Raw genomic sequence first — 12,202 nt, 5'->3', positions numbered from 1 at the left:
GTAGCCGGCTTGCCGGCGAAGAGGCCCTTGAGCCTGGCCCAGCCTTGAAGCCGCCTTCGCTGGCAAGCCAGCTCCTACGGGGGGTTACTGCGCCAGCTGGCGACGCAGTTCAGCCAGCACCGGGGCGCTGTCAGGGCGCACGCCGCGCCACAGGTAGAAGGCTTCCGCCGCTTGCTCGGCCAGCATGCCCAGGCCATCCAGCACCAGGGCCGCGCCCTGTTCACTGGCCCAGCGGCAGAACGGTGTCGGCTCCTTGGCGTACATCATGTCGTAGCACACGGTCTTGCCCGCCTCGATCAGGCTGCCGGCAATCGGCGGCAGCTCGCCCGAAAGGCTGGCGGAGGTGGCATTGATGATCAGGTCCACCGACTCCTGCAGCCAGTCGAAGCCGCTGGCCGATACCGGCCCCAGGTCGGCGAACAACTCCGCCAGCAGCTCAGCCTTTTCCACGGTGCGATTGGCGATTACCAAGGCCTCCGGCTGCTCGGCCAGCAACGGCTCCAGGGCACCACGGACCGCGCCGCCAGCCCCCAGCACAAGGATGCGCTTGCCCTTGAGGCTGACCCCGGCGTTCACCTTCAGGTCGCGCACCAGCCCGGCGCCGTCGGTGTTGTCCCCCAGCAGGCAGCCGTCGGCCTGCTTGCTCAGGGTATTCACCGCGCCGGCGCGCTGGGCCCGTTCGGTCAGGCTGTCGCACAGGCGATAGGCCTCTTCCTTGAACGGCACCGTGACATTGGCCCCACGCCCGTGGGCGAAGAAACTGCGAGCGGTGCCGGCGAAATCATCCAGGGGCGCCAGCAGGGTGTTGTACTCCAGCTGCTGGCCGGTCTGCTGGGCGAACAGCCGATGGATCAGCGGCGACTTGCTGTGGCCGATCGGGTTACCAAAGACAACGTACTGATCCATCTCTCATCCCATTTGCTCAACACAGGGGTAGGAACCGCATCCGCCTGAAGGCCTTTTCGCCGGCAAGCCGGCTTCTACACAGTGGTGTGCGGTTTAGTTGCTGGCTGCCAGCCAGTCGCGATCCTGCAGGAAGTATTCGGTCAGGCGCGCTTCTTCGCTGCCCGGCTCGGCCTTCCAGTCATAGCCCCAGCGCACTTGTGGCGGCAGCGACATGAGGATCGACTCGGTGCGCCCACCCGATTGCAGGCCGAACAGAGTGCCACGGTCGTAGACCAGGTTGAACTCCACGTAGCGGCCCCGGCGGAATTCCTGGAATTCCCGCTGCTGCGCGGTGTAGGCCGCGGCCTTGCGGCGCTGGACGATGGGCAGATAGGCCTCGATGTAGGCGTCGCCGATGGCGCGCATGAAGGCGAAACTGGTGTCGAAATCCCATTCGTTCAGATCGTCGAAGAACAGGCCGCCGATGCCCCGCGGTTCATTGCGGTGCTTGATGTGGAAATAGCTGTCGCACCAGGCCTTGTAGCGCGGGTAGACATCGGCACCGAAGGGCGCGCAGGCGCGCTCGGCAACCCGGTGCCAGTGCACGCAGTCATCGATGTTGCCGTAGTAGGGGGTCAGGTCGAAACCGCCGCCGAACCACCAGACCGGCTCTTCGCCTTCCTTCTCGGCGATGAAGAACCGCACGTTGGCGTGGGAAGTCGGCACATGGGGGTTGTGCGGGTGGATCACCAGGGACACGCCCAGGGCCTCGAAGCCACGGCCGGCCAGCTCGGGCCGGTGGGCACTGGCCGATGGCGGCAGGCCGCTGCCGAATACATGGGAGAAGTTCACCCCACCCTTTTCGATCACTGCACCGTCGCCGATCACCCGGGTACGCCCGCCACCACCGGCAGGCCGGGTCCAGGCGTCCTCGATGAAGCGTGCGCCACCGTCTTCGGTTTCCAGTGCAGCGCAAATGCGGTCTTGCAGGTCGAGCAGGTAGGCTTTCACGGCCTCGGTGCGGGTAGTCATGGCATCACCTTGAATCGGGCAAAGCTACGCGGCGCTAGGGATGGAGCACGGGCCGGCGCAAATGGGCGCGTAGCATAACACCGCGCCGGGGCGCTCCGCAGTTGACGAAGGTCAAGCAGAGGAGTCCGATAGAGCACTTTCACGACACGTCCGAGGAGAGAATGCAGATGGCCAAACGTATCCAGTTCCGCGCCCATGGCGGCCCCGAAGTGCTCGAATATGTGGATTACCAACCGGCGGAACCGGGCCCGCAACAGGTTCGCGTCAGCAACAAGGCCATCGGCCTGAACTTCATCGACACCTATTTCCGCAGCGGTCTCTACGCACCGCCCGCCCTGCCTTCGGGCCTGGGGGCCGAAGGCGCGGGCGTGGTCGAGGCCGTAGGCAGTGCCGTGACCCGTTTCAAGGTCGGCGACCGCGTGGCTTACGGCAGCGGCCCACTGGGGGCCTACAGCGATGTGCATGTGCTGCCCGAAGCCAACCTGGTGCGCCTGCCGGACGCCATCAGCTTCGAACAGGCCGCCGGGGTCATGCTCAAGGGCCTGACCGTGCAGTACCTGCTGCGCCAGACCTATGAACTCCAGGGCGGCGAAACCGTGCTGTTCCACGCCGCTGCCGGCGGTGTCGGCTCCCTGGCCTGCCAGTGGGCCAAGGCCCTCGGGGTAAAGCTGATCGGCACCGTCAGCTCGCCGGAAAAGGCCGCCATCGCCAAGGCTCTGGGCGCCTGGGAAACCATCGACTACAGCCATGAAGACGTGGCCCGGCGAGTGCTGGAACTGACCGGCGGGAAGAAGTGCCCGGTGGTCTACGACGGCGTGGGCAAGGACACCTGGCTGACCTCCCTGGATTGCCTGGCCCCACGCGGGCTGATGGTCAGCTTCGGCAACGCCTCTGGCGCAGTGGACGGGGTCAACCTGGGGATTCTCTCGGCCAAGGGCTCGCTGTACGTGACTCGGCCGACCCTGGCCAGCTACGCCAACAATGCCGAGAACCTGCAGCGCATGGCCGACGACCTGTTCGGCATGATTGCCAGCGGCAAGCTGAAGATCGAGATTGGCCAGCGCTTCGCCCTGGCGGATGCGGCCAAGGCCCATATCGAACTGTCGGCGCGACGCACGACTGGCTCGACTGTGCTGCTGCCTTGAACGCCTTCGCCGGCAAGCCGGTTCCTACCGAGTATCGTAGGAGCCGGCTTGCCGGCGAAAGGCTTCAGGAAGGCCGAACTACCTTGCCGGTAGCCAGGTCACGGATCAGGCTCGGGTTCTTGCGCCCGCCCAGGCTGCCACTGAGGACCAGATCCAGTTGCCCACGGAAATATTGCTCGATGCGCAGCCGCGTGCGCGCCGCCGGGCGCCCCTGGGGGTTGGCCGAGGTGGAAATCAGCGGGCCCACCAGGGAGCACAGTTCACGCACCAGCGGATGGTCGCTGACCCGCAGCGCCACCGTGTCATGGACCCCGGTGACCCACTCGGGCAACAGGTTCTGATGGGGCACCAGCCAGGTATTGGGCCCCGGCCAGGTGCTGGACATGCGATCGATCCAGGTGTCAGGGAAGTCCTCGAAGAGGAAATCGAACTGATGGATGTTGTCAGCGATCAGGATCAGGCCCTTGTCCACCGACCGTGACTTGATCGCCAGCAGGCGATCCACCGCCTCTTCATTCCACGGATCGCACCCCAGGCCCCAGACCGCTTCGGTTGGATAGGCAATCACCGCCCCTGCGCGAATCTCTCGTGCGGCTTGCTGCACACGCCAACTGCTGACCATTGCCGACTCTCCAGATAAAAGCTGTGCGCAGTTTACCGATCCTGCTTATAAAACCTAGCTCAGACGCGCATACCAACGCCCATTTTCATGGACCGCACGGCCTTCGATCTCCAGCTCGGTCAGGGCCGCCAGCACCCGGGGCAGGGGCCAGCCGCTGGCGCTGGCCAAGGCTTCGCTGCTGTGGGGCGCCGCATGCAGCAAGGCCAGCAACGGGTGGGTACAGGCCGCTGTCGGCAGCGAGGCGCTGGGCGGCAGGTTCTGCCAGCCGGCCAGGGTCTCCAGGATGTGCTGCACGCTTTCCACCAGCACCGCGCCGTCGCGGATCAACTGGTGGCAGCCCCGGGCACCGGGGTGGTGGATAGAACCGGGGATGGCATACACCTCGCGGCCTTGCTCCGCCGCCAGCCGCGCGGTAATCAGCGAACCGCTGGCGACGCTGGCCTCCACCACCAGCACGCCCAGGGCCAGGCCACTGATGATTCGATTGCGCCGGGGGAAGTGTTCCGCACGCGCCGGGGTATCCAGAGGGAACTCGGAAACCACCGCGCTGCCCTGGTCGATCATGGCCCTGGCCAGGGCCCGGTGCCGCTGTGGATAAAAATTTTCCAGGCCAGTGCCCAGCACGCCCACGGTGCGCCCGCCAACATCCAGGGCCGCCTGGTGGGCAGCGCCATCGACGCCCAGGGCCAGACCGCTGGTGATGACAAAACCGGCACGGGCCAGGCTGCGGGAAAAGGCCCCGGCGGTGTCCAGCCCCGGTCGCGATGCGCGACGGCTGCCCACCATCGCCAACTGCGGCCGTTCGAGAATCGAGGGGTCGCCGGCCACGAACAGCAGCGGTGGCGCATCCTCGAGTTGCGCCAGCAAGGGCGGGTAGCCGGGCTGGTCCCACATCAGCAAATGCTGGGCCTGGCTATCTATCCAGGCCAATGCGCGACGGGCGCCGTCGCGCACCAGGGGGCTGCGCCGGGCTTCGCTGCAGGCCGGCGGCAGGTCCAGGGAACGCCAGGCACTGGCCGGGGCACTGAGTGCTTTAGAAGCGCAACCGAATGCCTGAAGCAGGCGCTGAAAACGCATCGGCCCGAGTTCGGGCAGGACGTGCAAGCGCAATCGAGCTTCCAGTTCTGCCGGGGAAATGCTGCCGCTCATCGAGTTCGACATGGATCATCCTTGATCGTCAGGGCTCCAGCCTGAGCTGGAACAAGCTGTGGATAACTCTGTTGGTAACTTGTTGAGGAAAGATCTCCCTCAGGGGTTGCGGACCTTGTCCAGCACCGCCAGCGAACGCGTGGCCTTGAGTACCAATCCGTAGCTGAGCCTGTCGTAGCTGCGGAACACCATCAGCCAGCCGGCCGCCTCGTCGGGGATTTTCAGCGGCTCGCCGGTTTGCCGGTCGCGCACGGTTTCACCGGTCTTGATCACCGCCAGTACGTTGCCCTCCAGCAGGCCGTCGCGGCGCCCGCGGTTGAGGGTCACCACATCCAGGGCGCCGATCTGGGTGACCCCTCGGGGCACGTCGATGATCAGCCCTTCCACCGGCCGTTGCGGGGCACTGGGGTTGAAGGAGCCCGGCAACCCCGAGGTATCGGCGGCCAGCAAGCGATCACCCAGGCGCACTTCCTGGTTGCTGCTCTGCAAGGCGAGGGTGGCCAGGTCACCTTCGCTCGCCACCACCCGGGCGCTGCCAATGGCGTCGGCGTTGACCCCCAGCAGTTCCTGGCTCAGGGGGTCGCGGTAGATCTTGCCCTGGCGGAACAGCTCATAGACCGGCTGCTCAGGGTCCAGCCGGCCACGGGCGAAAAGCCGGTCGCCCATGCCACCCAGCACCCGCTCGCCCTCGCCGGCCACGATATACGGCGCCTGCTCCAGGGCCCCGGGCTGATCGACGATGCGGTTGTCCAGCAAGAAGCTGCTGATCGCTTGCAGGGGGATGCTCGGAATCGGGGCAGGGGGCAGGCGCCGGGCCTGGGGCGCGAGCTTGACCGTCGGCGGCGCCGCTGGTCGCTCCAGCTGCAGGCGTGGCGGGCCGTCATTGCGCACCAGTTGCAGGCGGTCACCGGGGAAGATCTGCCCGGCGAAGCCCGCCGGCCAGAGCTCGCGCCATTGCCAGGGCTGCTGCAGATACAGGCTGGCGACGCTCCACAGGGTATCGCCCGGCTGCACCCGATAGTGCTGTGGATAACTGTCCCGCAGTTGCACCTGGGCCTGGCCGATGGCGGTCCAGCCCGCCAGCAGCAGGGCGAACAGTGATTTCCTCATGGGCTGAATCCCTTTATTATGTGCGTTCGCGTGAAACGCCAGAGCCTGCACGGCTCGCTCCATCCCAGAGCACGTTTTGCACCGGCGGCCCAGGTCCAGAACCTGCGCGGACGCCGACTCCGCCCTTACTTCACACGTGTAGCAATTACGCTTATGGCCATTTTAAACATCCTCGAATTCCCTGATCCGCGCCTGCGCACTATCGCCAAACCAGTGGCCGTAGTGGACGACGAAGTGCGTCAGTTGGTCGACGACATGTTTGAAACAATGTATGAGGCCCCAGGCATCGGTCTGGCGGCGACCCAGGTCAACGTGCACAAACGCGTGGTGGTCATGGACCTGTCCGAAGACCGCAGCGAACCACGGGTGTTCATCAACCCCGAGTTCGAAGCCCTGACCGACGAGATGGACCAGTACCAGGAAGGCTGCCTTTCGGTACCGGGCTTCTACGAAAACGTCGACCGCCCGCAACGGGTCAAGATCAAGGCCCTGGACCGCGACGGCCAGCCCTACGAACTGATCGCCGAAGGTTTGCTCGCCGTGTGCATCCAGCACGAATGCGACCACCTGAACGGCAAGTTGTTCGTCGACTACCTGTCCACGCTCAAGCGTGACCGGATCAAGAAGAAGCTGGAAAAGCAGCATCGCCAGCAGGCTTGATGACCGTCTTGCAAAGGCTTGCTACGGCAAGCCTTTTTCTTTTCCGCATGTTTAACATCGAGAATTCCCATGACTGAGCCACTGCGCATCGTCTTTGCCGGCACCCCCGAATTCGCCGCCGAACACCTCAAGGCCCTGCTCGACAGCCCTTACCAGATCGTTGCGGTCTACACCCAGCCGGACCGTCCGGCGGGGCGCGGGCAGAAGCTGATGCCCAGTCCGGTCAAGCAGCTAGCTCTGGAAAACGACATCCCCGTGCTGCAACCGCCGACCTTGCGCAATGCCGAGGCTCAAGCCGAACTGGCAGCGCTCAAGCCGGACCTGATGGTGGTGGTGGCCTACGGCCTGATCCTGCCCCAGGCGGTGCTGGATATTCCGCGCCTGGGTTGCATCAACAGCCACGCTTCGCTGTTGCCACGCTGGCGCGGTGCCGCGCCGATCCAGCGTGCGGTGCAAGCCGGTGACGCGCAAAGCGGGGTGACCGTGATGCGCATGGAAGCCGGCCTGGATACCGGGCCGATGCTGCTCAAGGTCAGCACCCCGATCAGCGCCGAAGATACCGGCGGCAGCCTGCACGACCGCCTGGCCGAGATGGGCCCGCCCGCAGTGCTGCAAGCCATCGAAGGCCTGGCCGCCGGCACCCTGGAAGGCGAAGTCCAGGACGACAGCCTGGCCACTTACGCCCACAAGCTGAACAAGGACGAGGCGCGCATCGACTGGAGCCGCCCGGCCGTGGAACTGGAGCGCCTGGTGCGGGCCTTCAACCCCTGGCCGATCTGCCACAGCAGCTTGAATGGCGAAGCGCTGAAAGTGCTGGCCGCCACCCTGGCCGAAGGCAAGGGCGCGCCGGGGGAAATCCTCGGCGCCAGCAAGGACGGCCTGATCGTTGCCTGCGGTGAGCAGGCGCTGTGCCTGACCCGCCTGCAACTGCCCGGGGGCAAGGCGCTGAACTTCAGCGACCTGTTCAACAGCCGCCGCGAGAAATTCGCCATCGGCACTCTGCTCGGCCCAGCAGCGGAGGCCCAATGAACCCGCGCCTGGCCGCCGCCAAGGCGCTGACTGCCGTGCTCAACGGCAAGGCCTCGCTCAACAGCTCGCTGCCGATCCAGCTGGACAAGGTCGAGGCCCGTGATCGTGGCTTCACCCAGGACCTGGCCTTCGGCACCGCACGCTGGCAGCCGCGGCTGTCGGCGCTGGCGGCCAAGCTGCTGCAGAAGCCGTTCAAGGCAGCCGACGCCGATGTCGAAGCATTGCTGCTGGTGGGCCTCTATCAGTTGCTCTACACCCGGGTTCCGGCCCACGCCGCCATCGGTGAAACCGTGGGCTGCGCCGACAAGCTGAAAAAGCCCTGGGCCAAGGCTCTGCTCAATGCCGTGCTGCGCCGTGCCCAACGCGAAAGCGAAACGCTGCTGGCCGAGTTGGAGCACGACCCGGTGGTGCGCACCGCGCACCCGCGCTGGTTGCAGAAATCCCTCAAGGCGTTCTGGCCCGAGCAGTGGGAAGCCATCTGCGCCGCCAACAACGCCCACCCGCCGATGATCTTGCGGGTCAACCGCCGGCATCACTCCCGCGATGCCTACCTGAAGCTGTTGAGCGAAGCGGGGGTTGCGGCCAAGGCTTGCGTCTATAGCCAGGACGGCATCGTCCTCGACGAAGCCTTGGATGTACGCAGCCTGCCGGGCTTTGCCGAAGGCTGGATCAGTGTGCAGGACGAGGCCGCGCAACTGGCCGCCGAGCTGCTGGAACTGGCGCCGGGGCAACGGGTGCTGGACGCCTGCTGCGCCCCGGGCGGCAAGACCTGCCACATCCTCGAAGTGCAACCGGCCCTGGCCGGCGTGGTAGCGGTGGACCTGGAGGCCAAGCGCCTGGTGCGGGTACGGGAAAACCTCGACCGCCTGGGGCTCGACGCCCAATTGATCGCCGCCGATGGCCGCGACACCCAGGCCTGGTGGGACGGCAAGCCGTTCCAGCGGATCCTGCTGGACGCGCCATGCTCGGCCACCGGGGTGATCCGCCGCCATCCGGATATCAAGCTGACCCGCCAGCCCGAAGACATCGCCGCCCTGGCGCAACTGCAAGGCGAACTGCTGGATGCCATGTGGCAGGCCCTGGAAGTGGGCGGCATCCTGCTCTACGCCACCTGCTCGACCCTGCCCACCGAGAACACCGAGGTCATCGAGGCCTTCCTGGCCCGCACCCCGGGTGCTCGTGAATTGGACATCGGCGGCCAACTGGGGCAGCCTGCGGCCGGCCTCAAGCAGCCCCACGGGCGCCAGTTGCTGGCGCAAGAAGGCGGCCACGACGGCTTCTACTACGCCAAGCTGATCAAGATTGCCGCCGCACGCGGTTAAACGGTTTTAAGGGAGTGACTGGATGAAGATCATCATCCTCGGCGCCGGGCAAGTGGGTGGCACGCTGGCGGAACACCTGGCCAGCGAAGCCAACGATATCACCGTGGTCGACACCGACGGCGAACGCCTGCGCGACCTCGGCGACCGCCTGGACATCCGCACCGTGCAGGGCCGCGCCTCGTTCCCGACGGTGCTGCGCCAGGCCGGCGCCGACGACGCCGACATGCTGGTGGCGGTGACCAACAGCGACGAGACCAACATGGTCGCCTGCCAGGTGGCCCACACCCTGTTCCACACCCCGACCAAGATCGCCCGGGTGCGCGAAGCCGCCTACCTGACCCGCGCCGGGCTGTTCGACAACGATGCGATTCCGGTGGACGTGCTGATCAGCCCCGAGCAGGTGGTGACCAACTACATCAAGCGCCTGATCGAGCACCCCGGTGCGCTGCAGGTGATCGACTTCGCCGAAGGCAAGGCGCAACTGGTGGCGGTCAAGGCCTACTACGGTGGCCCGCTGGTGGGCCAGCAACTGCGCCAGCTGCGCGAGCACATGCCCAACGTCGACACCCGGGTGGCGGCGATCTTCCGTCGCGACCGGCCGATCATGCCCAAGGGCGATACAGTGATCGAGGCCGACGACGAAGTGTTCTTCATCGCCGCCAAGGCCCACATCCGTGCGGTGATGAGCGAGATGCGCCGCCTGGAGGAATCCTACAAGCGCATCGTCATCGCCGGTGGCGGGCAGATCGGCGAGCGTCTGGCCGAGGCCATCGAAAGCCGCTACCAGGTGAAGATCATCGAGATGAACCCGGCCCGCTGCCGCTACCTCTCCGACACCCTGGACAGCACCGTGGTGCTGCAGGGCAGCGCCTCGGACCGCGACCTGCTGCTGGAAGAGAACATCGCCGACGCCGATATCTTCCTGGCCCTGACCAACGACGACGAAGCCAACATCATGTCCTCGCTGCTGGCCAAGCGCCTGGGAGCGAAGAAGGTGATGACCATCATCAACAACCCGGCCTACGTCGACCTGATCCAGGGTGGCGACATCGACATCGCCATCAGCCCGCAGTTGGCCACCATCGGCACGCTGCTGGCCCACGTGCGCCGCGGCGATATCGTCAGCGTGCACTCCCTGCGCCGGGGCGCGGCGGAAGCCATCGAGGCCATCGCCCACGGCGACGCCAAGTCGAGCAAGGTGATCGGCCGTGCCATCGAGAACATCGGCCTGCCGCCGGGCACCACCATCGGCGCGATCATTCGCGACGAAGAAGTACTGATCGCCCACGACGACACGGTGATCGAAGCCGGCGACCATGTGATCCTGTTCCTTGTGGATAAAAAACACATCCGCGACGTGGAGAAACTGTTCCACGTCGGCCTGAGCTTCTTCTGATCAACAACTCTGTAGCCGCTGCCGAAGGCTGCGATCGACTGCGCAGCAGGCGCTGCCCTTGCGAAGGCCCTGCGGGCCTGATCGCAACCTGCGGCGGCTACACGAGCCCACAGGAGTGACAACGATGCTTGAATCCCTGGAAAAAATGCTCGCCAAGGGTGTGGATAACGCCCTGCTGCGCTTTGGCCTGGGCAAGGGTTACCTGGATCAGGGCGATTTCGCCAAGGCCGCCGAGCACCTGCAACGTTGCGTGGCCTTCGACCCCAAGTATTCCGCAGCGTGGAAGTTGCTGGGCAAGGCCTGCCAGGGGCAGGGCGACCTGCCGGCAGCGCGCCAGGCCTGGGAACAGGGCCTGGAAGCGGCCCGGGGCCACGGCGACAAGCAGGCGGAAAAGGAAATGACGGTGTTCCTGAAAAAACTCGACCGCCAGTCTCAAGGCTGACCCCACCCCTCCTCGGTAGCCGCAGTTGCAGGCTGCGAACGAGCTGGGCGGCACTCCGATGCACTGCTCGCTAGCTCTGAAGACCCGCACAGGCTCGACAAGAGAGCGCCAAGCAAGGCCCTTCGCTCCTTTTCGCAGCCTCGCGGGCTCGGCAGCGGCTACGGGGCTATTTCACAGGTAGCGCAGGGCGATCCCTTCCGCGTCCACTTGCACCACTTCCATGCGCACCCGCGGCGCCGTCACCGGCAGGCCCTGGACCTGGCCGTAGACCACCGCGCCCTTGGGCAGTCTTGCCAGGGCCGGGCTCTGTACATAGACGCCGCTGGCGGACAGGTTGCGGGTCTGCCCCAGGCATTCGCCGATGCTTTCGTGGGAAATCTTGATGCGGAACGACTTGCGATGATCGGACATCTTCTGCGCCCTTGTTCGGTGTGCTGTGGATAACTCCCGGTGCGGGGTTATCCACAGATCGTGCCAGCTCCCTCAGTACCAGCGCGCCTCGCCAGGCGGGCGCTTCTTGAAGCGTTTCATGCTCCACATGTACTGGCTTGGATAGGCCCCCACATAACGCTCGACCACCTTGCTCATGGCCGCGCAGGAGGTTTCGGTATCAGTGCTGTACATGTCTTCCGGCGCCGCTTCGAGGATCACCTTGTAGCCCGAGCCGTCGGGCAGGCGCAGGGCATGGAGGAACACGCCGACCGCCTTGCCGCCGGCCAGCATGTTCGGCACGAACTTGCTGGTCAGGGCCTGGGTGGCGAAGAAGGGCACGAAGATCCCGGCGGACTCGGCCGGTTCCGGGTCGGCGGGGATGCCCACTGCCCCCCCTTTGCGCACTTCCTTGATGACGCTGAGGATGCCTTCCTTGGTGGAAGCCGCCACGCGGTTGCCCAGTTGCACCCGCTGCTTGCGCAGCAGTTCGTCAACCGCCTTGAGCTTGGGCGGACGGTAGAAAATGATCGGTTTGCACTGGCTGCAATAGAAGTGGTTGAGCACTTCCCAGTTGCCCAGGTGGCTGGTAATGCCAACCACGCCCTTGCCCGAGGCCAGGGCGTCCTTGAGTACTTCCAGGCCCTCGACTTCACGCACCAGGGCAATGGAACGCTCGGCCGGCCAGATCCAGGCGCAAGCGCTTTCGGTCAGGGACTTGCCGATGTCCTTCAGGCTCTGGCCCACCAGGCGCTCGCGTTCCGCCGGGTCCATCTGTGGAAAACACTTGGCCAGGTTGATACGCACCACCTCGCGGGAACGATTGGGCGTCTTCCACATGATCCAGCCGATGGCTGCGCCGACCGCCTGCACCGCGCGCCAGGGCAGCAGGGCAAACAACCGCAGAGCACCCACCAGCAGGGCGCCTTTGAACTTATCCACAAATGACTCCTGATCTTGGTCATGAAGCGTGTCGCCAGC

At 65.6% G+C, this 12,202-nt stretch carries 13 protein-coding genes; 6 read left to right on the top strand and 7 right to left on the bottom strand.

Annotated elements, in window-relative coordinates; genetic code table 11:
* Window positions 1-84 precede the first annotated feature (84 nt).
* Window positions 85-906 carry a shikimate dehydrogenase gene (gene aroE, locus BLS75_RS24440; protein ID WP_072451931.1) on the bottom strand — a complete coding sequence of 274 codons (822 nt, stop codon included), beginning with the start codon at window positions 904-906 and terminating at the stop codon, window positions 85-87.
* A gap of 93 nt (window positions 907-999) precedes the next feature.
* Entirely contained in the window at window positions 1,000-1,917 is a 918-nt protein-coding gene (gene hemF, locus BLS75_RS24435) for an oxygen-dependent coproporphyrinogen oxidase (protein WP_011058416.1), read from the bottom strand.
* 167 nt (window positions 1,918-2,084) lie between these two features.
* Between hemF and BLS75_RS24430 the strand changes: the two genes are divergently transcribed.
* Window positions 2,085-3,062 carry an NADPH:quinone reductase gene (locus tag BLS75_RS24430; RefSeq protein ID WP_072451969.1) on the top strand — a complete coding sequence of 326 codons (978 nt, stop codon included), beginning with the start codon at window positions 2,085-2,087 and terminating at the stop codon, window positions 3,060-3,062.
* Between the two features lie 64 nt (window positions 3,063-3,126).
* Here BLS75_RS24430 and BLS75_RS24425 read toward each other — a convergent pair whose 3' ends face one another.
* From BLS75_RS24425 to BLS75_RS24415, 3 genes are all read right to left on the bottom strand, one after another.
* The gene (locus BLS75_RS24425; RefSeq protein WP_011058414.1) at window positions 3,127-3,684 is read right to left on the bottom strand and encodes an L-threonylcarbamoyladenylate synthase type 1 TsaC; all 558 of its coding nucleotides are present in this window, start codon (window positions 3,682-3,684) and stop codon (window positions 3,127-3,129) included.
* Between the two features lie 54 nt (window positions 3,685-3,738).
* Complete coding sequence (gene dprA, locus BLS75_RS24420; RefSeq protein WP_072451930.1) at window positions 3,739-4,845, bottom strand: DNA-processing protein DprA; 1,107 nt, start codon at window positions 4,843-4,845, stop codon at window positions 3,739-3,741.
* Window positions 4,846-4,932: 87 nt separating this feature from the next.
* Window positions 4,933-5,943 (bottom strand): LysM peptidoglycan-binding domain-containing protein, encoded by a 1,011-nt coding sequence (locus tag BLS75_RS24415; protein ID WP_072451929.1) that lies wholly within the window; start codon window positions 5,941-5,943, stop codon window positions 4,933-4,935.
* 153 nt (window positions 5,944-6,096) lie between these two features.
* Between BLS75_RS24415 and def the strand changes: the two genes are divergently transcribed.
* The 5 genes from def to BLS75_RS24390 all read left to right on the top strand — a co-directional run bounded on the left by def (window position 6,097) and on the right by BLS75_RS24390 (window position 10,792).
* Window positions 6,097-6,603 carry a peptide deformylase gene (def, locus tag BLS75_RS24410; RefSeq protein WP_011058411.1) on the top strand — a complete coding sequence of 169 codons (507 nt, stop codon included), beginning with the start codon at window positions 6,097-6,099 and terminating at the stop codon, window positions 6,601-6,603.
* Window positions 6,604-6,672: 69 nt separating this feature from the next.
* Window positions 6,673-7,632 carry a methionyl-tRNA formyltransferase gene (gene fmt, locus BLS75_RS24405; RefSeq protein WP_015633615.1) on the top strand — a complete coding sequence of 320 codons (960 nt, stop codon included), beginning with the start codon at window positions 6,673-6,675 and terminating at the stop codon, window positions 7,630-7,632.
* Window positions 7,629-8,954, top strand: coding sequence for a 16S rRNA (cytosine(967)-C(5))-methyltransferase RsmB (gene rsmB, locus BLS75_RS24400; RefSeq protein ID WP_072443358.1), 1,326 nt, complete (start codon window positions 7,629-7,631; stop codon window positions 8,952-8,954). The genes fmt and rsmB overlap by 4 nt, the downstream gene beginning before the upstream one ends.
* A 22-nt stretch (window positions 8,955-8,976) precedes the next feature.
* On the top strand, window positions 8,977-10,350 hold the full coding sequence (trkA, locus tag BLS75_RS24395; RefSeq protein WP_011058408.1) for a Trk system potassium transporter TrkA: 1,374 nt from the start codon (window positions 8,977-8,979) through the stop codon (window positions 10,348-10,350).
* Between the two features lie 124 nt (window positions 10,351-10,474).
* A complete protein-coding gene (locus BLS75_RS24390) occupies window positions 10,475-10,792 on the top strand; it encodes a tetratricopeptide repeat protein (protein WP_011058407.1) in 318 nt (105 codons plus the stop codon).
* Window positions 10,793-10,963: 171 nt separating this feature from the next.
* Here the strand turns inward: BLS75_RS24390 and BLS75_RS24385 are convergent, their stop codons facing one another.
* Together BLS75_RS24385 and BLS75_RS24380 are read right to left on the bottom strand one after the other, a co-directional pair.
* A complete protein-coding gene (locus BLS75_RS24385) occupies window positions 10,964-11,203 on the bottom strand; it encodes a PilZ domain-containing protein (RefSeq protein ID WP_011058406.1) in 240 nt (79 codons plus the stop codon).
* Window positions 11,204-11,275: 72 nt separating this feature from the next.
* A complete protein-coding gene (locus BLS75_RS24380) occupies window positions 11,276-12,163 on the bottom strand; it encodes a lysophospholipid acyltransferase (RefSeq protein ID WP_011058405.1) in 888 nt (295 codons plus the stop codon).
* Between the last annotated feature and the right edge of the window lie 39 nt (window positions 12,164-12,202).

The organism is Pseudomonas sp. NFPP12 (assembly GCF_900103205.1).
Classification (GTDB): domain Bacteria; phylum Pseudomonadota; class Gammaproteobacteria; order Pseudomonadales; family Pseudomonadaceae; genus Aquipseudomonas; species Aquipseudomonas protegens.
Note: the sequence above shows the minus strand (reverse complement) of the source record. Positions and strands in the feature narration are given on the sequence as shown.